Below are 25,969 nucleotides of genomic sequence, written 5' to 3'. Positions count from 1 at the left end.
CGCCGGGACCGGGTGAGCGATTCCGGTGCCGAGTGCCGTCAGGACGTCGACAGGTCGATGGCCCGGTCGAGGTCCTGCGGCCGCAGCACCCGCAGGATGCCTTCGAGCAGGTAGTAGTCGGCGTACGGCAGCGAGATCTCGATCCCGTCCTCGTTCGGCCGGTTGCGGGTGCAGCGGGCGACGACCGCCTCCGCGCGGGCCGAGTTCCGCGTCAGGCACGTCTCCGCCAGCGCGGTGAGCAGGCGCAGCGCCACGTCCCGGTAGGAGCCGCGCCCGGTGGCCGCGGACAGGTCGAGCAGACCGCAGGCCATGATCGCGCCGGCCGACGCGTCCTTGATGTCGTACGGCTGCTGCGGCGCGCGGTAGTCCCACACCGGGACGTGGTCCGCGCCGAGCGCCCCGATCGCGAAGTCGGCGAGTCTGCGGGCCGTGGTCAGGAACTCGCGGTTCCCGGTGCGCCGGTACATGGTGGTGAAGCCGTAGACGCCCCAGGCCTGGCCGCGCGACCAGCAGGAGGTGGGGCTGTAGCCCTGGACGGTGTCCGGGCCGAGCGGTGCCCCGGTGTCCGGGTCGAAGTCGTAGACGTGCGGGGTCGAGCCGTCCGGGCGCGGGAAGACCCGCTGGGCGGTCCTGGCGTGCTCCGTGGCGATGTCCAGGTATCTGCTGTCGCCGGTCTCCCGGCTCGCGAAGGCCAGGAGGTCGAGGTTCATCATCGTGTCGATGATGACCCGGCCCGCGTTCTTCGGATCGGTGAGTGCGCCCCAGGCCCGGATGAAGCGGCCGCGCGGGTTGTAGCGCCGGGTGAGGGAGTCGGCCGCCTGCAGGGCACCCGCCCGCCAGGTCTCGTCGCCGGTCAGCCGCCAGGCGGTGACCCAGGACGGGTAGAAGAGGAAGCCCAGGTCATGGGTGCCGGTGTCGTACTGACGAGGAGCCAGCTTCGCCGCGGAGGCCAGGGCCCAGGTGCGGAAGTCGTCGTCCTCGCTGTGCAGCCACGCCATCCACAGGGTGCCGGGCCAGAAGCCGCCGACCCAGTCGCCGTTCTGCGAGTAGGTCCACTTCTCGAACTTGGTGCCGACGGGGAAGGCGGTCACGGTCGGCGCGACCGCGCGCAGCTTCTCGACGGCGTAGTCGGCGGCCGCGCGGAGCGTCCGCGGGTTCGGTGCGGCGACAGCCGGTGTCGAGGAGGCTCCGGCCACCGCGGCACCGGTCGCCGTGGCCAGAACGGTACGGCGGGAAACAGTCATGCTCACGCCTCCAACTCGGTCGGGGGGCACGGGAGTTGGTCGAGCGTGACACAGCGCGGGCACGGCTGTACACCCACGTGAGTGATGTTCAAGAACGTGAACGCGATCAGGCGTTCACGTGTCACGGTCACCCCCTCTCGCGGCCGGTTCGCGCGGTCAGTCGCTCTTGCGTCCGACCCCCGCGTACACCCAGAACTCCGACGGGTTCTCCGGGACGTCCTCGGCCGCGTCCGGGCGCCACAGGGGGACGTGGACCAGGCCCGGTTCGACCAGGTCGAAGCCGGTGAAGAAGTCCCGGATCTCGTCGTGGGAGCGGACCGTGACCGGTGAGGTGGCGCGGGAGCGGTACAGCTGGGTGACGGCCGCGGCCGTGTCCGGGCGGTCCTGGTCGGTCGCGTGGGACAGGGCCAGCCAGCTGCCCGCCGGCAGGGCGTCCCGGAAGGCGGCGACGATGCCCGCCGGGTCCTCCTCCCGCGTGACGAAGTGCAGGATCGCGACCATGAGCACGGCGACCGGCTGATCGAAGTCGATCAGCTTGCGCACCTGCGGCGAGGACAGGACATCCGCGGGCCGCCGGATGTCGGCGTCGACGATGTCGGCGTGCGGGTTGTCGGCGAGCAGGGTGGTGCTGTGGGCGACGGCCACCGGGTCCCTGTCGACGTAGACCACCCTGGCCCCCGGGCTCGCCGCCTGTGCCACCTCGTGGACGTTGCCCTGCGTGGGGATCCCCGAGCCGAGGTCGATGAACTGCCGCACCCCGGCTCCGGCCAGGTGACGCACCGCCCGGCCGAGGAAGGCGCGGTTGGCCCGGGCGAGCATCCGCACCTGGGGGTCGATGGCGGTGACGGCCGCCACCGCCTCCCGGTCGATGGCGAAGTTGTGCTCCCCGCCCAGCATCGCGTCGTACATCCGGGCTACGCTCGCCTTGTCCGGATCGGCCCCTGGCGGCAGAGCATCCAAGTCGGTCACCAGAACGTCCTTTCCCACCAGGGTACTTGACGCCTCATCATATAGTTGCCGTGGTAAGCCTGGCGATCAGCGGTCCCCCGCCGGGCGCCCGGACCCCCACCCGGAAAGGCCCCACGACCCTGCGGAACGAACCGCACCGACATTCCGAGGACACCCCCACCGCCGTGCCCCCGCCCCGGCGATCGCCCTTCTCGCCCGCGGCCGACGTCATCGGATCGGAACTCGACCTGGGGCTGACCGGCAGCCATGTCGTGCACGCGCTGACGCCCGGCTTCTGCGACGCGGCGTCCCTGTACCTGCTGGAGCGCTGGCGCCGCGAGGAGACCACGTACGCGGGCGCGGACCCCGCCCAGATCGAGGCGCGCCGGCTGGCCCTCCGGGTGGGCACGGACGCCCCCGAGTCCTGGGAACGCACCCTGCCGGTCGGCGAGGTGCTCGTCTTCCCCCGCGCGACCCCCTACGCCCGTGCCCTGGTCGACGGACACGCGCAGTTGCTCGACTCGGTCGACGAGCACACGGCCGAACGGCTCGCGCTGTCCGCCGGTCAGGACACGCGGATCGGCGAGCTCCTCAAGACGCGCTCGTTCCTCGTGGTGCCGCTGCGGCTGCGGGGCGGGGCGATCGGCTTCGTCGCCTGCTCACGCGGGCCGGGGAGGGGGCCGTTCCTGACCGCGGAGATCGCGGCCGTGGAGTCGCTGGCCGCACGGGCCGCGGTCGCCCTGGACAACGCGCGCCGCTACGAGCACGAGCGCCGTACCGCCCTCGCCATCCGCAACAGCCTGCTGCCGGGCACCATCCAGGAGGTCGAGGGCTGCCGCATCGCTCACGGGTCCCTGCCCGCGGGACAGGGCTCGATCATCGGCGGGGACTGGTTCGACGTGCTCAGACGCCCGGGCGACCGGGTCAGCCTGATCGTCGGGGACGCGATGGGCCACGGCCCCGAATCGGCCGTGGCGATGATCCAACTGCGCACCGCGGTACGCACGTTGGCGGGCCTCGACATTCCCCCCGCCGATCTCGTACGACGGCTCGACGCGCTCGCCAGTGAGACGCCGGGCGCCTCCTTCGCGACCTGCATCTACGCCGAGTGGGACGCGCGGAACCGCACCTGCACCCTGGTCGGCGCCGGGCATCCTCCCCCGCTGCTGCGCGGCCCGGACGGCCGGACCGCCCCGGTCGCCCTGGTCGGCGCGGGCCTGCCGCTGGGTCTCGGCGCGGGCAGCTACGAGCCGACCGTGCTGAGCATCGAGGACCCGGCCCTGCTCGTGCTCTACAGCGACGGCCTGGTCGAGTCCCGGGACGCCGACATAGACCAGGAGATCGCCCGCCTCGCCGGGGCGCTCGACGCGGCGGCCGTCGGCCAGGACCCGCTTCCCGCCCTGTGCCGACGGCTGCTGCATGCCGCCTCCGACCCGGCGGGGGCGGACGACCGCACCCTGCTGCTCGCCGAACTCACTCCGATCACGGGTTAGTTCAAGCCGCTGCTCACGCCGGTCACGGGTTGGTTCAGGCCGCTGCTCACTCCGATCACGGGTTGGTTCAGGCCGTCAGATTCGCCCATACGGCGTTGCCGCCGGTGAGTCTGGAGCGGTCGACCCCCCAGGTGTCCGCGAGTTCCTCCACCAGGAACAGTCCGCGTCCGCCCTCGTCGTCGAGCCCGGCCCGGCACCGGCGCAGTCGGGGCCCCGAGTGGTCGTGGTCGTGCACCTCCAGCCGGAGGATCCCCTCGGTGACCATCCCGATGCCGCACAGGATGCGGACGCTGAGGGTGTGGCACACCGCGTTGGTGGCCAGTTCCGACAGCAGCAGGACCGCGTCGGAGCACAGTTCACCGGGCAGGCTCCAGGACTTGAGCCGGGTGCCGACGGAGCGGCGGGCGACCCCGACGCTGGAGCGGTGCGCGGGGAGTTCGATCCAGTGGGTTCGTTCCTGGTCCACGGCGTCTAACAGCTGGGGGGACGAAGTCGTGTGGGGGGACACGGTGTTGGCCTTCCGTGGGGGCGGCGGCGCGGCCGGGCGAGACGCATCGGGGGTCGGAGTCGGTTGCCAACCCGCCGAAGGGTAGGGGCGGTTGGCGTCGCGTGCGCGCGTTCGGCGGCACGGGTCACAGAAGTAATCATGCTCGCACCCAAGTTCAACCTGCAACCAGCTCCCTGATAATTTCAGACAGCCGGTATCGATCTGGTCGCGTCATCAAGTCGCTGTCAGACTCGTGCCGGTGACAGCCCCTCAGGAGGTCAGGACGTGAGCGAAGGCCGTACGGGCACGGGTGGCACCAGTGCCCCCACCGTTCTGCGCATGATCCTGGGCCGGCGTCTCCAGGAGCGGCGGCAGGACGCGGGCAGGTCGCTGGACGACGCCGCCAAGGCGCTCAGGGTGACCTCGCTCACCATCCGCCGTCTGGAGAAGGCGGAGGTCGCGCTCAAGCCGCTGTACGTGGAGAAGCTGCTGGAGACCTACGGGGCCGAGCGGCAGGAGATCGACGAGTTCGTCGTGCTCGCCGAGCGGGCCAACGAACCGGGCTGGTGGCACACCTACCGGGACGTGCTCCCGAACTGGTTCAGCGCCTACGTCAGTCTGGAGGCCGGGGCGAGGACCCTGCGCACCTACGAGCCGCACTATGTGACAGGGCTGCTCCAGACCCACGCGTACGCGCGCGGAGTGCTGCGCGGCGGCTTCCCGAACGAGGCCGACGACGACCTGGGCCGACGCGTGGACCTGCGGTTGCGCCGCCAGAGCCTGCTGGAGAGACCCGACGCGCCCACGCTGTGGGTGGTCATGGAAGAGGCCGTTCTGCACCGGGTGGTCGGCGGCCCCGAGGTCATGCGGGAGCAGATCGAACGGCTCCTGGAGGTCGCGGAGCTGGAGCACGTCAGCGTCGACGTGGTGCCGTTCACCGCCGGCGCCCACGTGGGCGCGTGCGCCCCGTTCACGTACTTCCGCTTCGAGGAACCGGAGCTGCCGGACATCGTCTACACCGAGGTCCTCTCCGGCGCGATGTACCTGGACCAGCGCGCGGACGTGGCGGCGCACCTGGAGGCGCACAACCGCATGTCCCTGCTGACCTCGGACGCGGACAGCAAGGCGCTCCTGAACCGCATGCGCAAGGAGTACTCATGACCAGCACCGACTGTCACGTCTACAACGGGATGCCGGCCACCGAACTCGGTGAGCAGGGCTGGGAGTCGCCGTGGAGCGGTCCCAACGGCGGCCAGTGCGTGCAGACCAAGCTCCTGGCCGACGGCCGGGTGGCCATGCGGCAGTCGACCGATCCGGCCGGACCCGCGCTGATCTACACCCCGCAGGAGATCGCCGCGTTCGTCGCGGGCGTCAAGCGGGGCCTCGCCGACCATCTGACAGCCGGCTGACCCCGGCCCCTGGTCGACCGTCCGACGGCCGACCGACCCACGACCCGAGCCGGACCTGCCCCGGCAGCGACCTGCCCGACACCCCCACGCACACCACCTGAAAGGGACAGGATGAACGACTCGCACGCCGCGCGGGAGATCGACACCAGCCGGCCGCACTCCGCCCGGATGTACGACTACTACCTCGGCGGCAAGGACCACTTCGACGTCGACACGAAGGCGGCCGAGACCGTCGCGGCCACCTACCCCGGCATCTTCACGTGCGCCCGCGAGATCCGCTCCTTCATGCACCGCGCCACCCGTGTCCTCGCCCGGGAGTACGGCGTGCGCCAGTGGCTGGACATCGGCACCGGCATCCCCACCGAGCCGAACCTGCACCAGGTCGCGCAGTCCGTGGCACCCGAGGCGCGGGTCGTCTACGCCGACAACGACCCGCTGGTCCTCAAGTACGCCGAGCGCCTGATGCGCAACACGCCCGAGGGCCGCACGGCGTACGTCCAGGGCGACTTCACCGACCCCGAGGCCATCCTCAACTCCCCCGAGCTGGCCAAGACCCTGGACCTGAACCGTCCGGTCGCCCTGTCCCTCAACGCCATCCTGCACTTCGTGCCGGACGACTGGGACCCGTACGGCACCGTCTCCCGCCTCCTGGACGCCCTGCCCTCGGGCAGCGCGCTCGCCGTCAGCCACTGCACGGGCGACTTCGCCCCCGAGCTGTGGGAGAAGCTCGTCGGCATCTACGCGGCCGCGGGCACCCGGGCCCAGGTGCGCAGCAAGCAGGAGGTGGCCCGCTTCTTCACGGGCCTCGACCTGCTCGACCCGGGCATCTCCCTGACCCACCGCTGGCGCCCGGACGACCCGCGGGGCACGGCTGCGGAACCGACGGACGCCGAGGTCAGCGCGTGGGCCGGGGTGGGCATCAAGCCGTGACACGATCCACCGTATGAGCATCGAAGAGCGGGACCGGCCCGTCGCCCTCGTCACCGGGTCCACGTCCGGCATCGGGGAGGCCGTCGCACGGCGCCTCGCGGCGGACGGGACGCGGGTCGTCGTGCACTCGCGGCGCAGCGTCGAGGCCGGTTTGGCGCTGGCCGCGGAGCTCGGCGGGACCTACGTCCAGGCGGACCTGGGGGTGGAGGAGGAGGCCCGCGGGCTGGTCGAGACGGTACTCGGCCGGTTCGGGCGGCTGGACGTGCTGGTGAACAACGCGGGCATCAGCCGGCCGATCCCGCACGCGGACCTCGCGGCGGCGACCCCGGCGGACTGGCGGCAGCTGCTGGAGGTCAACCTCATCGCGCCCTGGGTGCTGTGCACGGCGGCCCTTCCGGCGCTACGGCGGTCCCCCGGCGGTGGCTGCGTCGTCAACGTCACCAGCCACGCCGGCGTACGGCCCAAGGGGTCCTCGGTGCCGTACGCGGCGAGCAAGGCGGCGCTGAACCACGTGACCCGGCTGCTCGCGGCCGCGCTCGGCCCCGAGGTCCGGGTGAACGCGGTGGCCCCCGGCCTGGTGGACACACCGATGACGAAGGACTGGGCCGAGGCGCACGAGCTGTGGCGCGACCGCGCCCCGATGCACCGCCCGGCCCAGCCTGCCGACGTGGCCGACCTGGTGGCGTCGGTGATCGGCAGCGGCTATCTGACCGGTGAGGTCATCGTCCTCGACGGCGGCCTGAACCTGACCTGAGAACCGCGGCGCCCCGCACGCCCCTGTCGGTCCTACGGCGCGCCGTCGGGACCGGTGCGGGCCAGGCCCGTCCGGTACGCGATGACGACGAGTTGCGCCCGGTCGCGGGCGCCCAGCTTCGTCATGGCGCGCTGCACATGGGCGCGGACGGTGAAGGGGCTGAGGAACATCCGCTCGGCGATCTCCTGGTTGGACAGGCCGGTCGCGACCAGGGCCACCATCTCGCGTTCGCGCGGGGTGAGCGCGTCGAGCCGCTCGGGGTCCTGGGAGGGCGCCTCCTCCGGTGTGGCCAGGAAGCGGGCGACCAGGGAGCGGGTCGCGGCGGGCGACAGAAGGGTGTCGCCGTCGGCGATCGTCCGTACGGCGTGCAGCAGGTCCTCGGCCCCGATGCCCTTGCCGATGAAGCCCCCGGCTCCCGCGCGCAGCGCCTGGGCGACGTACTCGTCGGTCTCGTAGGTGGTGAGGACCAGGATGCGGCTGGACCGCAGTTCCGGGTCCGCGCAGATCTCGGCCGTGGCGGTGAGACCGTCCACCTCGGGCATCCGGATGTCCATGACCACCACGTCGGGGCGCAGTTCCCGGGTGAGCCGCACGGCCTCCCTGCCGTCGGCCGCCTCACCGACCACGGTGATGTCGGCGGCGGAGTCCAGCAGCAGCCGGAAGGCGCCGCGGAGCAGGGCCTGGTCGTCGGCGAGCAGCACGCGCAGTGTCACAGCGGGTCCTTGGCGGGTGGGAGGGGGAGCTCGGTGGAGACGAGGAAGCCGCCCTCGGGGCGCCTGCCCGCGGAGAGCCGGCCGCCGACGGCGAGGGCACGTTCCCGCATGCCGATCAGACCGTAGCCGGGCGGGCGGTCGGCGGCCGTGGCTCCACGCGACGCGGTGGCGGACTTGCCGGCAGTTCCTCCGTCGTCCGCGACGGTGACCGTCAAGCGGTCGCGGTTCCAGACGAGTCGCACCCGGGCGCTGCCGGTGCCGGCGTGCTTGGTCACGTTGGTCAGGGCCTCCTGGACGATGCGGTAGGCGGTCAGGTCCACCCCCGGTGGCAGCGGCCGGGCCGTGCCCTCCTCGTGCACCGACACCTCCAGACCCGCGCGGTGGAAGGACTCCAGGAGCGTGGGGAGCCGGGCCAGCCCGGGAGCCGGTTCGGCGGGTGCGGCCGCGTCCCCGGACTGCCGTAGGAGACCGACCGTGGCCCGCAGGTCGTCGAGCGCGTCGGCGGTGGTCTCCACGAGCTCCTTGAGGCTCTTGCGGGTCTGCTCCGGGCGGCTGTCGAAGAGGTGGGCGGCGACCGTGGCCTGGGCGTTGGCCAGGGTGATCTGATGGGCCACCAGGTCGTGCAGTTCCCGGGCGATGCGCACGCGCTCCTCGCCCACCCTCCGGCGCGCCTCGCTGTCCCTGCTCTCCTCCGCCCGCCGGGCCCGCTCCTCCACGGCCGCCAGGTAGGCCCGCCGGTTCTGTGCCGAGTGGCCCAGCACGCCGGCCACCACCGGGAACGCCGCGACCAGTCCCACCCTGCTCGCGTCCTGCCACGACAGGGCCCCGAGCAACGGGGTGGAGGCGACCAGCAGCGCCGCGGAGATGAGCAGCACCGCGCTCGCCGCCCGCCGTTCGGTGCGCGCGGTGAGCGCGTAGGAGTAGGCGGCGATCACCGTGGGCGCCACGAGGAGCGGGCTCAGCAGGAGGCCCAGGGGCGGCCCCAGGACCGCGCCCACCGTCGTGACCGCCATGACGGCCAGGGGCGCCCGGTGCCGCAGCGGCAGCACGCCACAGGTCACCAGCGCGAGGAGGTAGGCGGCGGCAGGCGGCGCCGAGAGCCTGCTGACGTCGTCCTGGACCATGCTGCCGAGGAGCCACAGCGCGAACGCCGCCGCCGTGATCGCTCCCTCCCGCCGCCACGTGCCGCGTGGTCGCGGGCCGCCGCTCCTCGTCCCCGTCATGGCCGACTCAGTCCCGGCCGACCGGCAGCTGTCGTACCGCAGTGCCCAACTCGGTTGTGGGGACCGGAACATGACCGGTCAGTGCCTCACCCTCGATGTCCACGTTCGGCAGCACACGGTCGAGGATACGGGGCAGCCACCAGGCCCGGCGGCCGAGCAGTGCCAGAACCGCGGGGGCGATCGCCATCCGGACCACGAAGGCGTCGAAGGCGACGGCGGCGGCGAGGCCGACGCCCATGGTCTGGATGGTCGGATTGCTCATGCCGATGAATCCGGCGAACACGCTCGTCATGATGATCGCCGCGGCGGCCACCACGCGTCCGCTGTGCCGGAAGCCGCTGACGATCGCCTCGCCGGGGGACGCGCCGTGGACGTGGGCCTCGCGCATCCGGCTGACCAGGAAGACCTCGTAGTCCATGGCGAGCCCGAAGACGATGCCGATGATGAGGATCGGCATGAGCGACATGACCGGTCCGGTCTGTTCGATGCCGATCAGGTCGCCCGCCCAGCCCCACTGGAAGACGGCGACGAGGACACCGAAGGCGGCTCCCACGGACAGCAGGAAGCCGAGCGCGGCCTTGACCGGGACCAGGATCGAGCGGAAGACAACCGTCAGCAGGAGCACCGCCAGGCCGATGACCACGGTCAGATAGGGCACGAGGGCGTCGGACATGGCTTCGGAGATGTCGATGTTCATCGCGGTGGTGCCGGTCACCAGGACGTCGGCACCGGTGTCGGCCTCGACGCCGGAGACGGTGTCGCGGAGCGTGTGCACCAGGTCCTTGGTCTCACCGCTGTTCGGCGCGGTCCGCGGGACGGCGGTCAGCACGGCGGTGTCCCTGGTACGGCTGAATACGGGCTCACCGACCGACGCGATCCCGTCGGCCGCCCGTACCGTCCTGACCACCAGGTCGGTGGTGGACCGGCTGTCCGGGGCCGCCGACATGTCGACGACCACGGTCAGCGGGCCGTTGAAGCCGGGGCCGAACCCTTCGGACAGCAGGTCGTAGGCGCGGCGCTGGGTGGTCTCCACCGACTTGGACTCGTCGCCGGGCAGCCCGAGTTCGAGGCTCAGCGCGGGAAGCGCGACGGCGCCGAGACCGAGTCCGGTGATCATGAGCACGGCCACCGGGCGGCGCAGCACGAACCGCGCCCAGCGGGTGCCGAGACCGGGCCGGCCCGCTGCGGCTGCCTGGCCGGTGCCTCCCGGGCGGGTCTTTCGGACGGTGCGGGACAGCACCCGTCGGCCGAAGAAACCGAACAGAGCGGGGACCAGGGTCAGTGCGACGAGGACGGCGAGGGCCACGGCGCCCGCTCCCCCGAGGCCCATCTTGGTGAGTTCGGGGATTCCGACGACCCCGAGTCCGACCAGCGCGATGAAGACGGTCGCGCCGGCGAAGACGACGGCGGATCCGGCCGTGCCCACCGCGCGGCCCGCGGCCTCCTCCGGGTCGCTGCCCCGGGCGCGCTCGTCACGGAACCGGGAGGTGATGAAGAGCGCGTAGTCGATGCCGACCGCGAGGCCCAGCATCAGCGTCAGGATGGCGACGGTGGACGTGAGCCCCAGCGGTGCGGCCAGGGCGGAGACCAGGCCGAAGGCGACGGCCACGCCCACGAAGGCGGTGAGCAACGACAGTCCGGCCGCGACCAGCGATCCGAGGGCGAGGACCAGTACGACGGCGGCCACCACCACGCCGACGAGTTCCGTCGTGCCGCCCATCGCCTCTTCCGCGTCCAGGGCCGAGCCGCCGATCTCCACGGTCAGTCCGGCGTCCCGGGCCCGGCTGGCGGCGTTCTCCAGCGCGGTCTTCGTCTGCGCGGTCAGGTCGACGGCGTCCGCGGTGTAGGTGATCGTGGAGTAGGCGATGGTGCCGTCCTCGCTGACCGCGCCGGTCTCATAGGGGTCGGTGGCCGACGCGACCTGCTCGCCGTTGTCGAGGGAGCCGAGCGCGTCCTCGACGGCCGCCTTGTTCCGCTGGGCCGTCACCCGCTGCCCGTCCGGTGCCTGGAACACCAGACGGGCCTCGGCGCCCTGCGCGTTGTCCTGCGGGAAGCGCTGATCGAGCAGGTCGAAGGCCTTCTGCGACTCGGTGCCGGGCATGGAGAGGTCCTCGTCCTCCGCGGCCGGCGCCAGGGCCGCGGCCGCGATCGCAAGGACCACGGCTCCCAGCCACAGACCGCCCACGAGCCGGCGCCGCCGAAAGGCCCACCGTCCGATCCGGTAAAGAAAAGCAGCCACCTGTTGATCACTCCAGACACCGGTAGCAAGGGGGAACGTGCGGAATTCGCACGCCCCCAACCCTTCCTCCCGGCATCCGCCCGGACATCGTCCTGCGTCGCCGTCTTCCCCTGGTGCGCCCGGACCACCCGCTCACGCCTCCTGGTGCCGACGCACTACATGGGCGCCGGCCGCCCTCGCCGGGTCCGCCCCCCGGGCCTGCGTCAGCCCGTCACATCCGTCAGCATCCGCCACCCCGGCGCGTAGTTCCCGTGCAGCACCAGTGACGCCGCCCCGACCGCACCCACCGTCTCGCCGATCACGCTCTGTTCGACGGTCACCGAGCGGATCGTACGGGCGACGGAGGTGCGGTTGACGGCGGCCTCGACCTCCTCGCGGATGATCGGTTCGATGCCGCGCAGGGCCTCGCCGCCGAGGACGACCCGGCTGACGTCGAGGAGGCTGGCGGCGCCGCGCGCGGCCTCGCCGATACGGCGCGCGGCGCGTCGTACGACATCGCAGGCGTCGGTGTCGCCCGCGCGGGCGGCTCGGCGCAGGGCCTTCCAGTCGTGGTGCACGGAGTCGGGCGTGCCGGTGAGGCCGATGCGGTCGCCGGCGGCCCGGCCGTGCAGGCGCAGCAGGTCGTCGATGATCGCTGCCGGGCTGACGTACGGGCCGAGGCAGTCCAGGGCGCCGCAGTGGCAGACGCGGTCGCCGGGTTCCACCGCCATGTGGCCGAACTCGCCCGCGTTGCCCGAATCGCCGTGCAGGACGGTGTTGTTGAGGACGATCCCGGCGCCGACGCCGGTGCCGAGGTAGAGGAACAGGAAGCTGCCCGCCCGGTCGGCGCCGCCGATCCAGCGCTCGCCGATCGCGGCGGCGGTGGCGTCGTTGTCGAGGGCGACGGGCAGCCCGGTGGCCTCGGCGAACATGTCGGCGAGGGGGACGCGGCCCCAGCCGGGGAAGTTCGGCGGGGAGACCACCGCCCCCGTGGTGCCGTCGAGCGGGCCGGGCGCGGCGATGCCGAGGCCCAGCAGGCGGGTGCGGTCCACGGCGCTGCGGTCGAGGAGGCGTCCGGTGGTGCGGGCGACGCGGTCCACGACGTCGGCCGGGTCGCCGGGGTCGGTGAGCCTGAGGCGGCGGCTGCCGATCACCTCGCCGGCCAGGTCGACCACCACGATGACGGCGGCGTCGGGGTCGAGGTGGACGCCGACCGCGCAGGCGCCCTCGGCCCGGATGGTCAGCAGGGTGCGGCGCTTGCCGCCGCTGGAGGGGGCCTGGCCGGACTCCGCGACCAGTCCGGCGTCGAGGAGCTTGCGGACGACGTTGGAGACGGTCTGGTTGGTCAGCCCGGTGAGGGCGGCCAGCTCGACCCTGCTCACCTGGCCCGTGGTGCGGATGGCGTCCAGGACGACGGCCTGGTTGTAGCCGCCGACCCGTGGCAGGTTCGTCCCGCTGAGCATGGTCATCCGATCCCCTCACCTCCGCCGTCTGCGGCGCCCCAGGGCGAAAGTTTACATACTCGAAGCATTGACTTCATCCATCAAATGGATTTAGCTGACGCCCACAAAATCCGGCCATCCAGGCCAGTCAGCGCAAGGTGGCGCCGAGCGTGGAGCGCTGTCGGGCTGGCCTCCCGGCCCCAGAAAACTCGCGGCTTTCCCTCAGGTTTCGCGTTCCGGAGGAACCACTGTGCGCTCGAGAATCGTCACCGCCGCGGCCTTCACCGCCGCCACCGCCCTGGCCGTCACCGGCTGCGGTTCGGGCTCGTCAGGGAGCTCGGCCAAGTCCATCAAGGTCGTCTACTGGCAGAACCTGGACAGCGCCAACAAGCTCCAGGCCAACTTCCTCGCCTCGATGGTGAAGGAGTTCACCAAGGCCAACCCGGGCACCAAGGTGACCCTCGTCCCGGTGGTCGCCTCCGAGAACGACTACTACACCAAGCTCCAGCTGATGATGCGCTCCCCCGCGACCGCGCCCGACCTGGTCTACGAGGACACCGCGCTGATCAACTCCGACATCGCGGGCGGTTACCTCAAGCCGCTGGACGCCTACACCGCGAAGTGGGCCGACTGGTCGCAGTACGCCAAGGCGGCCAAGGGCGCGGTGACCGGCGCCTCGGACGGCAAGACCTACGCTGTCCCGGACGACACCGACACGCGCGGGATCTGGTACAACAAGCAGCTCCTCCAGAAGGCCGGGATCGCCGTGCCCTGGCAGCCGAAGACCTGGGCCGACGTGATCGCCGCCGCCAAGAAGATCAAGGCGAAGCTGCCCGGCGTCACCCCGCTGAACCTCTACACCGGTCAGGCCGGCGGCGAGGCGTCCTCCATGCAGGGCTTCGAGATGCTGCTGTACGGCACCCCGGCCGGCGACAAGTCGCTCTACGACGCCTCGCAGAAGAAGTGGGTGGTGGGCAGCCAGGGCTTCAAGGACTCGCTGGACTTCGTGCACACCGTGTACAGCGAGGGTCTCGGCCCGTCGAAGGAGCAGGCGCTGGGCGCCAACTTCGGGACCACCGTGGGCACCGAGCTCATCCCCGAGGGCAAGCTGGCGATCGACATAGACGGCTCCTGGATGCCCAACAACTGGAGTTCGGCCGCGGCCAAGCCGTGGAAGGAGTGGCAGTCGGTGATGGGCACCGCGGCCATGCCGACGCAGAACGGTCAGGCACCGGGTCGTACCAGCATGTCGGGCGGCTGGGCCTGGTCGATCCCGGCGAAGGCCAAGAACCCCGACCTGGCCTGGAAGTTCCTGTCGACCACGCTCCAGACGAAGACCAACGCCGCGAAGTGGAACGTGACCAACGCCAACATCGCGGTGCGCACGGACGTCGCCTCCGACCCGGCGTACCTGAACTCGGTGCCGACCAACAAGTTCTTCACCGAGCTGGTCGCCGACACCCACTACCGGCCCGGCCTGCCCGAGTACAACCAGGTCTCGACCGCGATCCAGAAGGCGATGGAGTCCGTGACGACCGGTCAGGCCTCCGTCGACAAGGCCGCCTCGACGTTCGATAACGATGTCAAGGCGGCGGTGGGCGACGACAAGACCGTGGAGGGCACTTCGTGACCGCCCTCGCCCCGGCGCCCCGCGGGACCGGCGGTGACCGCCGGTCCCGCGGGGCGCCCGCCCTGTCTCCCGCCCCCGCCGTCCGCTCCCTGCTGCGGGGTCTGCCGACCGTCCCGGCCGTGGTCCTGCTGGTGGTGTTCCTGGCCGGCCCCATCGCGTACTGCGTGTACTACGCGTTCACCGACATGCAGCTCACCGGGGCCTCCGGCACGCACTTCGTGGGCTTCGACAACTTCACCCGGGCGCTGAAGGACACCGACTTCCTCAACGCGATGTGGCTCACGCTCGTGTTCGTGGTCGGCTCGGCGGTGGTCGGCCAGAACACCCTCGGGCTGGCACTGGCGGTCCTGATGCAGAAGGCGACCAGGCCGGTCAGGGCCCTGGTCAACGGGGTGGTGATCGCCGCGTGGGTGCTGCCCGAGGTGGTCGCCGGCTATCTGATGTACGCCTTCTTCTTCAACCAGGGCTCGCTCAACTCGCTGCTGGACGCGCTGCACCTGCCGGACCAGAACTGGCTGTACACGATGCCGATCCTCGCCGTGTGCCTGGCCAACGTGTGGCGCGGCACGGCGTTCTCTCTGATGGTCTTCACCGCGGCGATCAACGACGTGCCCCAGGAGCTGGTGGAGGCCGCCGAGATGGACGGGGCGGGGCCCTGGCAGCGTCTGTGGCGGGTCGTCCTGCCGGTCATCAGACCGTCGATCCTGACGAACCTGATGCTGATCACGCTCCAGACGCTGTCCGTCTTCGGGCTGATCTACACCATGACCCGCGGCGGCCCGGGCAACAAGAGCGAGACGCTGCCGATCTTCATGTACCAACAGGCCTTCCAGAACAGCCTGATCGGCTACGGCACCGCCATCGCGCTCGTCCTGCTGGTGGTCGGCGCCCTGTTCTCCGTCGTGTACATCCGGCTGCTGAAACTGGAGGACGACTGATGGCCGCCGTCGCCACCCCGCCCGCGAGGACCGTGGACAAGGTCCCCGTCGCGCCGAGTTCCCCACGGGGGCGCCGCGTCCGTCCCGGGCGCCTCACCGTCAACCTCGTCCTGCTCGCCGTGTCCGTGCTGTACGTCCTGCCGTTGCTGTGGATGCTGCTCGCCTCGGTGAGCCGCACCAACTCCTTCCGGCTGAAGTGGCCTTCGGCGCTCACGCTCGACAACTTCGACGCGGTGCTCAACGTCGACACCACCTACCGGCCGATGCTCAACAGCCTGCTGCTGTGCGGCTTCGGCACGGCGGTGACCGTGGTGGCGTCGGTGCTGTGCGCCTACCCGCTGTCCCGCTACCGGTCGCGGGTGCGGCGGCCGTTCCTCTACACGATCCTGTTCTCCACGGGGCTGCCGATCACGGCCGTGATGATCCCCGTCTACAGCATGTTCGTGCAGCTGAACCTGATCGACTCGGTGCCGGGCACGACCCTGTTCCTGGCCGCGTCCGCGCTGCCGTTCGGGATCTGGCTGATGAAGAACTTCATGGACGGTGTACCGATCGTCCTGGAGGAGGCCGCCCGCATCGACGGCGCCAACACCATGCAGGTGCTGTGGCGGGTGGTGCTGCCGCTGATGCGGCCCGGGGTCATGGTGGTCACGATCTTCACGTTCATCGGCATGTGGGGGAACTTCTTCGTCCCCTTCATCCTGTTGTTGTCGCCGGAGAAACTCCCCGCCTCCGTCAGCGTGTTCACCTTCCTCAGCGCCCACGACCAGACGCAGTACGGGCAGTTGTCGGCGTTCTCCCTCCTCTACTCGATGCCCGTCGTCCTGCTCTATCTGCTGCTGGCCCGCAGGCTCGGCGGCGGCTTCGCGCTCGGCGGCGCGCTCAAGGGCTGACTCCCCCCACCTGTACGGAGATCTGATGCACAACGACCGTGACCTCACCGAACAGCGGCTCGCCCGAGTGCTCGACGAGCGCATACGGCCCGCCGTCCACGCCCGGTCGGTCCCCCTCGACGTGGCGGTGTGGAGCGTCGCCGGTGAGCCGGTGCCGGTCCCCGAGGGGCTGGCCGCTCCCTATCGTCCGGCCCGGGTCGGCGACCGGTGGGGGCCCGCCTGGTCGACGAGCTGGTTCAAGGTCAGCGGCACGATCCCGGCCGAGTGGGCGGGCGAGACGGTCGAGGCGGTCCTGGATCTCGGGTTCGCGACCCACTCGGCGGGCTTCTCCGCCGAGGGGCTGGTCTACCGGCCCGACGGCACGGCCGTGAAGGCGCTCAACCCGCGCAACACCTGGCTCCCCGTGGCCGAACAGGCGGTGGGGGGCGCGGAGTTCGTGGTCCACATCGAGGCCGCCGCCAATCCGGTGGTCATGCACACCGCTCCCGGCGAACTGACCTTCGGGCCCACGTCGGTGGGCGGCCGGGCACCCTGGCTGGGCGACCCGGCCGCGGACCCCGGGGAGCCGCTCTACCGGCTGCGGCGTCTGGACCTCGCGGTGTTCGACCGGGAGGTGCACGAACTCGTCCAGGACCTGGAGGTGCTGCGCCAGCTCATGCCGGAGCTGTCCCCCGACTCCCCGCGCCGGTGGCAGATCCTGAGAGCGGTCGAACTCGCCCTGGACGCCGTCGACCTGCAGGACGTCAGCGGCAGCGCGCGAGCCGCACGCGCCGCTCTCGCACCCGTGCTGGCCTCCCCCGCGCACGCGAGCGCCCACCGGATCTCCGCGGTCGGACACGCGCACATCGACACCGCCTGGCTGTGGCCGCTGCGCGAGACCGTGCGCAAGGTGGCCCGGACGGTCTCCAACGTCACTCATCTCATGGACGACCACCCGGAGTTCAGGTTCGTGATGTCCCAGGCGCAGCAGCTCGCCTGGCTGAAGGAGCACCGGCCCGAGGTGTACGCGCGGGCGCAGGAGAAGGCGAAGACCGGGCAGTTCCTGCCGGCCGGCAGTCTGTGGGTGGAGCCCGACACCAACATCAGCGGCGGCGAGGCCCTGGTGCGCCAGTTCGTGCACGGGAAGCGGTTCTTCCTGGAGGAGTTCGGCGTCGAGACCGAGGAGATGTGGCTGCCGGACACCTTCGGCTACAACGCTGCCCTGCCGCAGCTGATGAAGCTGGCCGGGGTGAAGTGGTTCCTGACGCAGAAGATCTCCTGGAACACCACCAACAAGTTCCCCCACCACACGTTCTGGTGGGAGGGCATCGACGGCACCCGGATCTTCAGCCACTTCCCTCCGGTCGACAGCTACAACGGTGAGCTGTCCGGCGCCGAAGTCGCCCACAGCGTGCGGAACTTCCAGGACAAGTCGGGCTCCAACCACTCGTTGATCCCCTTCGGCTACGGCGACGGCGGTGGCGGCCCCACCCGCGAGATGCTCGCGCGCGCCGACCGGTTCAGGGACCTGGAGGGTTCACCCCGCGTCGCGTTGGAGGGCCCGGCGGAGTTCTTCCGGCGCGCGCACGACGAGTACGAGGCGAACGGCGGCGCACCGGTGTGGTCCGGGGAGCTGTACCTGGAGCTCCACCGCGGCACCCTCACCAGTCAGCTCGCCACCAAACAGGGGAACCGGCGCAGCGAACACCTGCTGCGCGAGGCGGAGTTGTGGGCCGCGACCGCCGCCGTACGGCACGGGCACCCCTATCCGTACGACGACCTGGACCGGCTGTGGAAGACGGTGCTGCTGCACCAGTTCCACGACATCCTGCCCGGGACGTCGATCGCCTGGGTGCACCGGGAGGCGGAGGAGACGTACGCGGCTGTGGCCCGGGAGCTGGAGGAGCTGATCGGGTCAGCCCAGGAGGTGCTGGCCGGGGAGCCCGAGGGCACGGTCGTCTTCAACGCGGCTCCGCACGCCCGGGCCGGTGTCGCGGCCTTCGGAGCGAGCCCGCGCCCCGAGACGGTCCACCAGCCCACGCCTCCGCGCCCCGACGGCGACGGGTTCGTCCTCGACAACGGCCTGGTCCGCGTCGTGGTGGACGCCGACGGACTGATCACCTCCGCCTACGACCACACGGCCGGCCGGGAGGCGCTGGCCCCCGGAGCGGTCGGCAACCTGCTCCAGCAGCACCAGGACTTCCCGAACCAGTGGGACGCCTGGGACGTCGACGTCTTCTACCGCAACACGGTCCGCGACCTCACCGACGCCGAGTCGGTCACGGCGAGCGACGACGGCGTGCGCGTGGTCCGGGCCTTCGGGGCGTCGCGGATCGAGCAGACGCTGACGCTGCCGGCCGGGTCCCGTGCGCTGGTCATCGACACCGTCGTCGACTGGCACGAGCGGGAGAAGTTCCTCAAGGCGGCCTTCCCGCTGGACGTGCGGGCCGCCCACTCGACCGCCGAGATCCCCTTCGGCCATGTCGAGCGGCCCACCCACACCAACACCAGCTGGGAGGCGGCCAAGTTCGAGACCTGCGCGCACCGCTTCCTGCACGTCGGCGAGCCCGACTGGGGAGCCGCCCTGGTCAACGACTCCTCCTACGGGCACGACGTCACCCGCGACGTCCGCGCCGACGGCGGTACGACCACCACGGTCCGCCTGTCCCTGCTGCGCGCCGCCCGCTTCCCCGACCCCGACCAGGACCAGGGCACCCACCGGCTCGGCTACGCCCTGCTGATCGGCGCCGACGTCAGCGACGCGCGGCGCGAGGGGTACCGCTTCAACTTGCCCGAACGGGTGGTGCCGGGCAGTGCGACGGTCGCCCCGCTGGTCTCGGTCGACCACGAGGGCGTGGTCGTGGAGGCGGTCAAGCTCGCCGACGACCGCAGCGGGGACGTGGTCGTACGGCTCTACGAGTCCCGCGGGACCCGGGCGCTGGCGACACTGCGCACCGGCTTCCCGTTGGCCTCCGCCGTGGCGACGGACCTGCTGGAACGTCCTCTGGACGATCCGACGAGCCACCGGCAGACGGAGGGTGGTGTCCGGTTGACGCTACGGCCGTTCCAGATCCTCACGCTGCGGTTGCGACGCGCCTGACCTGCGGCGGCGTGGCGGCACAGACGGACACTACCGGGACGGAGCAGAAATCACGTGCCGTGTGAAACCAACCCGCTCCCCCGGCTCGTCCTCCCCACCGACCACACCGTGCGGGGCCAAGTCGCGCCCCGCGCCACGCAGTTCAGGGGGAAACCGAAATGACCGCAGGCTCCAGCAGATCCGCTCGTCCCGGCTCCCGGGCCGCCGCCGTCGTCACCACCGCCGTGCTCGCCGCGGCCGCGCTCTGGTCCACCGCCGCTCCCGCCTCCGCGATCAAGGGCGGCGGTCCCGCCACCACGAAGGCCCGGCCGTACGCCATGCTGATCGAGTACAACGGCAGCCAGTTCTGCGGGGGCACGCTGATCGCGCCCACCAAGGTGCTCACCGCCGGCCACTGCGTGGAGAGCGCCGGGGACGTCTCCACGCTGCGGGTCATCGGTGGTCGCACCCACGTGGACGGCACGGACGGCACCGTGCGGGAGGTCGCCTCCTACCGGCTGGACTCGCGGTACGGCGCGCCCGGTTACGCCTACGACGCCGCCGTGCTCACCCTGGACCGGCCGATGCCGTACCGGACCATCCCGGTGGCCGGGCCCAAGGACGGCAAGCTGGTCGCCGCAGGCCGGACGGCCACCGTGGTCGGCTGGGGACGCACCGGCCCCGGCGAGCAGGCCACCCGGCTCAAGCAGGCCAGGCTGGTCATCTCCCCCGTCGCCGACTGCCGGCCCTACACCGATCCGGAGACCGACCCCGCGGCGATGCTGTGCGGCCTGCCGCGTCCCGGGACCACCGACAGCATCTGCCCCGGCGACTCCGGCGGTCCGCTGATCAGCGGCGGCAAGGTCGTGGGGATCGTGTCGAGCGGCAACAAGTACTGCGACGAGCAGTACCCGGTGTCCGTGTTCGTGCGCGCCGACTCGGTCGCCGCCGACCTGGGCATCCCCACCCGCTGAGCCGCCGTCACAGGAGCGCCGGGCGCCTCCAGTCCTCGCCCAGGACGTGGTGGTCCAGGAAGGCGAGGACCGTCTCGTAGAGCAGACCCAGGTGGTTCGGGGCCTCGACGCCGTGGGACTCGTCGGGGAAGTACAGGAACCCGGTGGGCACGCCCTGGCGCCGGAGGTCGTGGAGGAGCTCCCGGGACTGCGCCTCGGGGACCCGGGTGTCCGCGCCGCCGTGCACGACCAGCATCGGTGTCGTCAGCTTCGTCGCGTCGAGGTGGGGCGAGTCGGCGTCGTAGCGTTCGCGGCGGACGCGCGGGTCACCGAAGATCTTCCGGAAGTACGCGTGCATGTCGGTGCCGCCCTGGAAGGACTCCAGGTTCCACAGCCCGCCGTGGGAGACCAGAGCCTTGAAGCGGTCGGTGCGGGTGGCGGCCCGGTTGGCTAGGTAGCCGCCGTAGGACCAGCCGGCGAGGGCCGTCCGGGTCGGGTCGAGGTCGGTGCGGGCCTGTGCGGCGTCGGTGAGCGCGAGGACGTCGCGGTAGGGCCGGCCGCCGTACTCGCCGCGTCCGCGTTCCTGCATGCGCTGCCCGTACCCGGAGGACAGGGCCGGGTCGGGCAACAGTACGGCGTAGCCCCGGGCGGCGAACGGCCAGGGGTTCCAGAGCCAGGGCCAGTCGCTCCAGGACCCCTGGGGTCCGCCGTGGGGCATGACGAGGAGCGGTGCCGGGTGCTCGGCCGCGGCCTGCTCGGGCAGGACGAGCCAGCCGCGCAGGGGGAAGCCGTCGTCGCCGGTCGTGTGCACCTCGGTGAGCGTGCCGGGCAGGGGGCCCAGGTCGCCTCCCGGTGTTCCCAGGGGTGCGGGGTGCTGGTCGGCCTTGGCCGCGTCCAGCCGGACCACGTGGGGGGAGCGGTCGAAGGCGCTGTGCAGCGCGTAGAGAGTGGAGCCGTCGGGCGTCACGCAGAGGGAGGTGTAGGCGCCGGAGGCGGTCAGACGGGTGACCGTGCCGTCCGGGTCACGGCGGAAGACCGGGCGGTGGCCCTGCTCGTCGCCGGTGAACCACAGCGTGGTGTCCCCGGGGACCGGTGAGCAGACCGCCCTTCCCGGCCACGGCCAGTTCTCGAAGTCCGGCAGGAGGTCGGTCTCTTCGCCGGACACGGGGTCGATGGCGACGAGGGTGACCTGCCACTCGGAGTCGTACGTCTCCTCCCGCTGGCGTTCGCAGACCAGGCTCGTGCCGTCGGCGGTGAACACAGGGCTGTAGTACTGGTGGCCGGGGCGGGAGAGCGTCCGGCGCCGCACACCCGTGCGTGCGTCGGCCATCACCACGGTGTTCGTGTCGGGAGCGGCCACGGTGGGCGAACGGGTGTAGGCGACCAGGGTTCCGTCGGGCGAGAGGGCCACGTCCGCGGCGCCTTCGAGGCCCTGGCCGCCCGCGTCGACCGGCTCGGCGTCCCGGGCGCGGACGAAGGTGTGGGGTTCGGCGGGGCCCAGCTCCCCACCGTCGTCGCCGGGGGCCACCTCGTGCAGCACGGCGCTGACACCGGCGCGGCGCCGCCGCCCCAGGAGCTCCGCGTGGGTGCGGGCGTCCGCGGCGCCGGGCAGCAGAGCGGCCGTCCAGGCGAGCGCGTCGGCGCGGGCGGCGGCGGTGAACGCCGTTGTCCCGCCCGGGTGCTGGGCGATCCGCTCGGCCTCACCGCGCTCCGGGAGCGACCAGACGGACGGTCCCGGCTCTTCTCCGGACTCGCCGGAGCCGCGGTCCGCGAGGAACAGCAGGGTGCCGTCGGCGCTGAACGCGGGGGCGGAGTCGCCCTGTCGGGAGCCGGGCACCCGGCGAGGGTCCTTCTCGCCCGCCGGATCCACCTCCCACAGCTCGGACGTGTACCGGGATCCCGTCTCGTCGAGGGCCTGCACGGAAAGGATCAGACGGGTGCCGTCCGGGGCCAGGGCCAGGTCGGTCGGACGCGGCTGTGCGACGAGGCGGTCGTGGAAAGTGCGCGGTCCGTTGATCATGGCGAGCATTCTGCCCACGCGTGGAGATCGTCGCACGGGATTTGTGCACGTACACAGGCCACAAGTCCGCATGACAGATGTATTTACAGCGCCAGCAACGCCTCTTACCGTGAACGTTCACAGAACTTATCCCCATGGTCATGTCAGACAAGGAGGTCGGGATGACCGTCAAAGGTCCGCGCCGCCTCGCGAGAGCCGCCATGCTCCTGGCGGCGGCCCTCGCCCTGCCCGCATCCCTGCTCACCACGCCCACCAGCGCCTCCGCCGCGGGCTCGCTCACCATGCTCGGTGCCGATGTGTCGACCGCCCAGCGCGCGCTCGACCTCGGCGCCAAGTACTACGACGCGAGCGGCACCGCCAAGGACCCCCTGGACATCCTCAAGGGCCTCGGCGTCAACTACGTCCGCCTGCGGGTCTGGAACAACCCCGCGAGCGGCTACAACAACAAGGCCAAGGTGCTGTCGTACGCGAAGCAGGTGAAGGCCAAGGGGCTGAAGCTGCTGGTCGACTTCCACTACTCGGACACCTGGGCGGACCCGGGCAACCAGAACAAGCCCGCGGCCTGGGCCGGGCACACCATCAGCCAGTTGCAGACCGACGTCTACAACTACACGTACGACGTCTGCAACAGCCTCAAGTCGCAGGGCACCACCCCGGACAGCGTGCAGATCGGCAACGAGATCAACGTCGGCATGCTGTGGAACGAGGGCAAGGTCGTCAACAACGACTTCACCAACCTCAGCCTGCTGCTCAAGTCGGGCTACAACGCGACCAAGGCGTGCAACAGCGGCACCCAGGTGATCATCCACACCGCCGACGCCGACAGTGACGCGAACGCCCGCTGGTTCTACGACGGCATCAAGGCCAAGGGCGTCAACTGGGACATCACCGGGCTGTCGTACTACTGCCCGTGGCACGGCACGATAGCCAACATGGGCAGTGTCGTGGCCGACATGAAGTCCCGTTACGGCAAGGACGTCATCATCGCCGAGACGGCCTACCCGTTCACCTCGGCCAACGCCGACAGCACCGCCAACTCCATCACGACCGGCTGTTCGGGCTATCCGCTCACCTGGCAGGGCCAGGCGAGCAACTTCACGGCCGTGCAGAACGCGGCCCGCAGCAACGGCGCGATCGGCGTCTTCTACTGGGAGCCCACCTGGTACGCGGTGACCGGCAACGGCTGGGACCCGACGAACATCTCGGGCAGCGGCAACGGCTGGGACAACATGGCCGTCTTCAACTGGACCGGCAATGTGAACCCGAACATCAAGTGGACCCCGTAGGGGGCGACTTCGGACCGGAGCGGCACCGTCCCCGGGCGGTGCCGTTCGCCGTCGCCCCGGCTGCCTCGAGCCCCCGAGCCGGTAATCACCCCCCGCCATGAAGGCAGTGCAGGGGGTCACATTACTCTGGCGTACGCCCGACCGAGGGAAGGAAGCCATGGGGGTCCAAGTGAACAGCGGCTCGGCAGCCGGTCACGAGTCGCTGGAGTCGATGAGCCTCGAACCGCTGATGACCCGCGACTACGAACGGGATCCGGCGATCGTGTACGAGCGGCTGCGCCGGACCCACGGCCCGGTGGCACCGGTCGACCTGCTGGGCGTGCCCGTCTGGCTCGTGCTGGGCTACGAGGAGTCGCTGGAGGTGCTCCGGGACGACCACGCGTGGCCGAAGGGGCTCGAGAACTGGCGGGCGCGCAGGGAGGGCCGGCTGCCCGCGGACTGGCCGCTCGCGCCCTCACTGGACGTCAACCATGTGCTGATCCAGGGCGGCGAGGGCTACCGCGGGCTCAAGGTGGCCTGGGACACCGCGCTGCGCCCCTTCCAGGACCCCCGGCATCCGGTCGCCAAGCAGCTCAAGGCGAAGATCACCCGGGACGCCGACGAACTGATCACGTTGTTCACCCAGGGCGGCCGCACCGGCTTCGCGGATCTGTCCGCGCAGTTCTCGCGGCCGCTGCCCCTCATGCTCGCCAGTCATCTGCTCGGCTTCCCCGGCTCGCAGCACGACGACGCGCTGATGGACATGTGGCGGGTGCTGGACGCGGGCCCCGACGCGGGACCCGCGCTGGAGCGGCTGCTGGCCACGCTGTCGGAGCTCGGCGAGTCGAAGATGAAGGAGCCGGGCAACGACTTCCCCTCCTATCTGCTCGCCTCCCATCCCGGCCTGAGCGTCGAGGAGTTGTCGCGCGAGCTGATGATGCTGCTCGGGATGACGTCGGACCACGTCGGCATCCTGATCTCCAACACCGTCGTCGAGGTCATCACCGGCAACCTGCCCGCGAGCGCCAGTCTGTCGGCGGGGCTGATCAGGGAGACCATGAACCGGGTGGTGATGCAGAAGCCGCCGCTGATCAACTTCGTGCCGCGGTTCCCGCTCACCGACATGAAGCTCGGCGACTACACCATCGCCGCGGGCGATCCGGTGTGGGTGTCGGTGGGCGCCGCGCACGCGGACCCGGCCTTCGCCGCGAAGGTGTGCCCCGAGTCGACGATCAGCACCCGGGCGCATCTGTCGTGGGGTGCGGGTCCCCGGCAGTGTCCGGCCCGTGAACTGGCCGGTGGTGCGGCGGCGATCGGGGTGAGCAGGCTCTTCGAGCGGTTGTCCGGACTGGAGTTGTCCCTGCCGGTCGACCAACTGCCGTGGCGTTCCTCGCCGTTCATGCGCGGGCTGCGCTCGCTGCCGGTGCGGTACACGCTCTCGGACGCGCAGGCCCTGCCGGTGCCCTCCGGCCCGCCGCTCCCGGCACCGGCCGGCTCGGGCCCGGACACCCCGGCCGACGGGACCGCCGTACGACCGCGTTCGTCGCTGTGGCGCTATCTGGCGGGGCTGGTACGCGGACGCTGACGCAGGTCTGAGGGACCGAAGGGGGCACGGACTCGGACGCGAGTGCGTGCCCCCCTTCGTGCGCCGGAGTTGCCGTCAGCCGACCGGGGGCGTCCGGATCGCCGCGATGTCGAACTGGAGGCGTACCTTCTCGCTGACCATCGCGCCGCCCTCGGCGAGCTTGCTGTTGTAGGTCAGGCCCCAGTCGGAGCGGTTGATGGTGGTGGTGCCGTCGAAGCCGGCGCGCTGGTAGCCGAACGGGTCGGTGACATGACCTATGTAGGTCAGCTCCAGGACCACGGGACGCGTGGCGGACTTGATGGTGAGGTCTCCCGTCATCCGGTACAGGTCCGGGCCCGCGACCTCGACGCCGGTACTGACGAACCGCATGCGCGGGTAGTTCGCGGAGTCCAGGAAGTCCCGGCCCACCAGGTGCCCGTCCCGCTGTTCCACGCCGGTGTCGACGCTCCCGGTGGACACGATGATCTCCGCCTGCGAGCGGGACGGGTCGCGGCCGTCGAAGTAGAGGCGGCTCTGGTACTCCAGGAACGCCCCGCGCACGGTGGTCACCATGGCGTGACGCACGGAGAAGCCGATCCTGCTGTGCGCGGGGTCGATGGCCCATTCCCCGGTCAGGGCCGCCAGTCCGGGGTCCGGAAGGACGGCTGTGGCAGTGGCCGACGACCCGGTGGGGGGCTGGGAGACGTCGGCGGGTTCCGCGCGGTCCGTGCGACGGAACATGGTGCCACGGTTGAACAAGTTCATGCATCACCTAATTACTGCACGC

General features: G+C 71.3%; 21 protein-coding genes. 12 read left to right on the top strand and 9 right to left on the bottom strand.

Annotation, left to right across the window (positions count from 1 at the left end):
• Window positions 1–38 precede the first annotated feature (38 nt).
• Window positions 39–1,244 (bottom strand): glycoside hydrolase family 88 protein, encoded by a 1,206-nt coding sequence (locus OHN19_RS41495; RefSeq protein ID WP_330269173.1) that lies wholly within the window; start codon window positions 1,242–1,244, stop codon window positions 39–41.
• A gap of 156 nt (window positions 1,245–1,400) precedes the next feature.
• A complete protein-coding gene (locus tag OHN19_RS41490; protein ID WP_330269172.1) occupies window positions 1,401–2,213 on the bottom strand; it encodes an SAM-dependent methyltransferase in 813 nt (270 codons plus the stop codon).
• A gap of 164 nt (window positions 2,214–2,377) precedes the next feature.
• Here OHN19_RS41490 and OHN19_RS41485 point away from each other — a divergent pair, with 164 nt between their 5' ends.
• Window positions 2,378–3,685 carry a GAF domain-containing SpoIIE family protein phosphatase gene (locus tag OHN19_RS41485; RefSeq protein WP_330269171.1) on the top strand — a complete coding sequence of 436 codons (1,308 nt, stop codon included), beginning with the start codon at window positions 2,378–2,380 and terminating at the stop codon, window positions 3,683–3,685.
• A 67-nt stretch (window positions 3,686–3,752) separates the two neighbouring features.
• On the opposite strand, the gene OHN19_RS41480 is transcribed toward OHN19_RS41485, so the two are convergent.
• A complete protein-coding gene (locus tag OHN19_RS41480; RefSeq protein WP_330269170.1) occupies window positions 3,753–4,151 on the bottom strand; it encodes an ATP-binding protein in 399 nt (132 codons plus the stop codon).
• Window positions 4,152–4,457: 306 nt separating this feature from the next.
• On the opposite strand from OHN19_RS41480, the gene OHN19_RS41475 reads away from it, so the two are divergent.
• The 4 genes from OHN19_RS41475 (at window position 4,458) to OHN19_RS41460 (ending at window position 7,265) form a co-directional block, all read left to right on the top strand.
• Window positions 4,458–5,333, top strand: a complete 876-nt coding sequence (locus tag OHN19_RS41475; protein WP_330269169.1) for a helix-turn-helix transcriptional regulator — start codon at window positions 4,458–4,460, stop codon at window positions 5,331–5,333.
• Complete coding sequence (locus OHN19_RS41470; RefSeq protein WP_330269168.1) at window positions 5,330–5,581, top strand: DUF397 domain-containing protein; 252 nt, start codon at window positions 5,330–5,332, stop codon at window positions 5,579–5,581. Before OHN19_RS41475 ends, OHN19_RS41470 begins: the two co-directional genes overlap by 4 nt.
• A gap of 111 nt (window positions 5,582–5,692) precedes the next feature.
• Window positions 5,693–6,511, top strand: a complete 819-nt coding sequence (locus tag OHN19_RS41465; protein WP_330269167.1) for an SAM-dependent methyltransferase — start codon at window positions 5,693–5,695, stop codon at window positions 6,509–6,511.
• A gap of 13 nt (window positions 6,512–6,524) precedes the next feature.
• Window positions 6,525–7,265 carry an SDR family oxidoreductase gene (locus tag OHN19_RS41460; protein ID WP_330269166.1) on the top strand — a complete coding sequence of 247 codons (741 nt, stop codon included), beginning with the start codon at window positions 6,525–6,527 and terminating at the stop codon, window positions 7,263–7,265.
• A gap of 32 nt (window positions 7,266–7,297) precedes the next feature.
• Here the strand turns inward: OHN19_RS41460 and OHN19_RS41455 are convergent, their stop codons facing one another.
• The 4 genes from OHN19_RS41455 to OHN19_RS41440 form a co-directional block, all read right to left on the bottom strand.
• Complete coding sequence (locus OHN19_RS41455; protein WP_330269165.1) at window positions 7,298–7,978, bottom strand: response regulator transcription factor; 681 nt, start codon at window positions 7,976–7,978, stop codon at window positions 7,298–7,300.
• Window positions 7,975–9,201, bottom strand: coding sequence for a sensor histidine kinase (locus OHN19_RS41450; RefSeq protein ID WP_330269164.1), 1,227 nt, complete (start codon window positions 9,199–9,201; stop codon window positions 7,975–7,977). The genes OHN19_RS41455 and OHN19_RS41450 overlap by 4 nt, the downstream gene beginning before the upstream one ends.
• A 7-nt stretch (window positions 9,202–9,208) precedes the next feature.
• A complete protein-coding gene (locus tag OHN19_RS41445; RefSeq protein ID WP_330269163.1) occupies window positions 9,209–11,440 on the bottom strand; it encodes an MMPL family transporter in 2,232 nt (743 codons plus the stop codon).
• Between the two features lie 203 nt (window positions 11,441–11,643).
• On the bottom strand, window positions 11,644–12,888 hold the full coding sequence (locus OHN19_RS41440) for an ROK family transcriptional regulator (protein WP_330269162.1): 1,245 nt from the start codon (window positions 12,886–12,888) through the stop codon (window positions 11,644–11,646).
• A gap of 223 nt (window positions 12,889–13,111) precedes the next feature.
• Here OHN19_RS41440 and OHN19_RS41435 point away from each other — a divergent pair, with 223 nt between their 5' ends.
• The 5 genes from OHN19_RS41435 to OHN19_RS41415 all read left to right on the top strand — a co-directional run bounded on the left by OHN19_RS41435 (window position 13,112) and on the right by OHN19_RS41415 (window position 20,354).
• A complete protein-coding gene (locus tag OHN19_RS41435; RefSeq protein ID WP_330269161.1) occupies window positions 13,112–14,491 on the top strand; it encodes an extracellular solute-binding protein in 1,380 nt (459 codons plus the stop codon).
• Window positions 14,488–15,429, top strand: a complete 942-nt coding sequence (locus OHN19_RS41430; RefSeq protein WP_391196967.1) for a carbohydrate ABC transporter permease — start codon at window positions 14,488–14,490, stop codon at window positions 15,427–15,429. The genes OHN19_RS41435 and OHN19_RS41430 overlap by 4 nt, the downstream gene beginning before the upstream one ends.
• Entirely contained in the window at window positions 15,429–16,322 is an 894-nt protein-coding gene (locus OHN19_RS41425; RefSeq protein ID WP_330269160.1) for a carbohydrate ABC transporter permease, read from the top strand. Before OHN19_RS41430 ends, OHN19_RS41425 begins: the two co-directional genes overlap by 1 nt.
• 25 nt (window positions 16,323–16,347) lie before the next feature.
• The gene (locus tag OHN19_RS41420) at window positions 16,348–19,401 is read left to right on the top strand and encodes an alpha-mannosidase (protein ID WP_330269159.1); all 3,054 of its coding nucleotides are present in this window, start codon (window positions 16,348–16,350) and stop codon (window positions 19,399–19,401) included.
• Between the two features lie 158 nt (window positions 19,402–19,559).
• Window positions 19,560–20,354: a serine protease gene (locus OHN19_RS41415; RefSeq protein ID WP_330269158.1), complete on the top strand. Its 795-nt coding sequence runs from the start codon at window positions 19,560–19,562 to the stop codon at window positions 20,352–20,354.
• 7 nt (window positions 20,355–20,361) lie between these two features.
• On the opposite strand, the gene OHN19_RS41410 is transcribed toward OHN19_RS41415, so the two are convergent.
• Complete coding sequence (locus tag OHN19_RS41410) at window positions 20,362–22,353, bottom strand: alpha/beta fold hydrolase (RefSeq protein ID WP_330269157.1); 1,992 nt, start codon at window positions 22,351–22,353, stop codon at window positions 20,362–20,364.
• Window positions 22,354–22,514: 161 nt separating this feature from the next.
• Here OHN19_RS41410 and OHN19_RS41405 point away from each other — a divergent pair, with 161 nt between their 5' ends.
• Window positions 22,515–23,639: a glycoside hydrolase family 53 protein gene (locus OHN19_RS41405; RefSeq protein ID WP_330269156.1), complete on the top strand. Its 1,125-nt coding sequence runs from the start codon at window positions 22,515–22,517 to the stop codon at window positions 23,637–23,639.
• Between the two features lie 157 nt (window positions 23,640–23,796).
• The gene (locus tag OHN19_RS41400) at window positions 23,797–25,203 is read left to right on the top strand and encodes a cytochrome (RefSeq protein WP_330269155.1); all 1,407 of its coding nucleotides are present in this window, start codon (window positions 23,797–23,799) and stop codon (window positions 25,201–25,203) included.
• A gap of 75 nt (window positions 25,204–25,278) precedes the next feature.
• Here OHN19_RS41400 and OHN19_RS41395 read toward each other — a convergent pair whose 3' ends face one another.
• A complete protein-coding gene (locus OHN19_RS41395; RefSeq protein ID WP_330269154.1) occupies window positions 25,279–25,947 on the bottom strand; it encodes a YceI family protein in 669 nt (222 codons plus the stop codon).
• Window positions 25,948–25,969: the final 22 nt, after the last annotated feature.

This window comes from Streptomyces griseorubiginosus, assembly GCF_036345115.1.
GTDB lineage: Bacteria > Actinomycetota > Actinomycetes > Streptomycetales > Streptomycetaceae > Streptomyces > Streptomyces griseorubiginosus_C.
This window is presented reverse-complemented; position numbering and strand designations above follow the sequence as displayed.

Coding starts and splice junctions, on each gene's coding strand:
- OHN19_RS41495 (WP_330269173.1), bottom strand. CDS start 1,244: ATGACTGTTTCCCGCCGTACCGTTCTGGCCACGGCGACCGGTGCCGCG.
- OHN19_RS41470 (WP_330269168.1), top strand. CDS start 5,330: ATGACCAGCACCGACTGTCACGTCTACAACGGGATGCCGGCCACCGAA.
- OHN19_RS41465 (WP_330269167.1), top strand. CDS start 5,693: ATGAACGACTCGCACGCCGCGCGGGAGATCGACACCAGCCGGCCGCAC.
- OHN19_RS41460 (WP_330269166.1), top strand. CDS start 6,525: ATGAGCATCGAAGAGCGGGACCGGCCCGTCGCCCTCGTCACCGGGTCC.
- OHN19_RS41450 (WP_330269164.1), bottom strand. CDS start 9,201: ATGACGGGGACGAGGAGCGGCGGCCCGCGACCACGCGGCACGTGGCGG.
- OHN19_RS41440 (WP_330269162.1), bottom strand. CDS start 12,888: ATGACCATGCTCAGCGGGACGAACCTGCCACGGGTCGGCGGCTACAAC.
- OHN19_RS41425 (WP_330269160.1), top strand. CDS start 15,429: ATGGCCGCCGTCGCCACCCCGCCCGCGAGGACCGTGGACAAGGTCCCC.
- OHN19_RS41420 (WP_330269159.1), top strand. CDS start 16,348: ATGCACAACGACCGTGACCTCACCGAACAGCGGCTCGCCCGAGTGCTC.
- OHN19_RS41415 (WP_330269158.1), top strand. CDS start 19,560: ATGACCGCAGGCTCCAGCAGATCCGCTCGTCCCGGCTCCCGGGCCGCC.
- OHN19_RS41410 (WP_330269157.1), bottom strand. CDS start 22,353: ATGATCAACGGACCGCGCACTTTCCACGACCGCCTCGTCGCACAGCCG.
- OHN19_RS41405 (WP_330269156.1), top strand. CDS start 22,515: ATGACCGTCAAAGGTCCGCGCCGCCTCGCGAGAGCCGCCATGCTCCTG.
- OHN19_RS41400 (WP_330269155.1), top strand. CDS start 23,797: ATGGGGGTCCAAGTGAACAGCGGCTCGGCAGCCGGTCACGAGTCGCTG.
- OHN19_RS41395 (WP_330269154.1), bottom strand. CDS start 25,947: ATGAACTTGTTCAACCGTGGCACCATGTTCCGTCGCACGGACCGCGCG.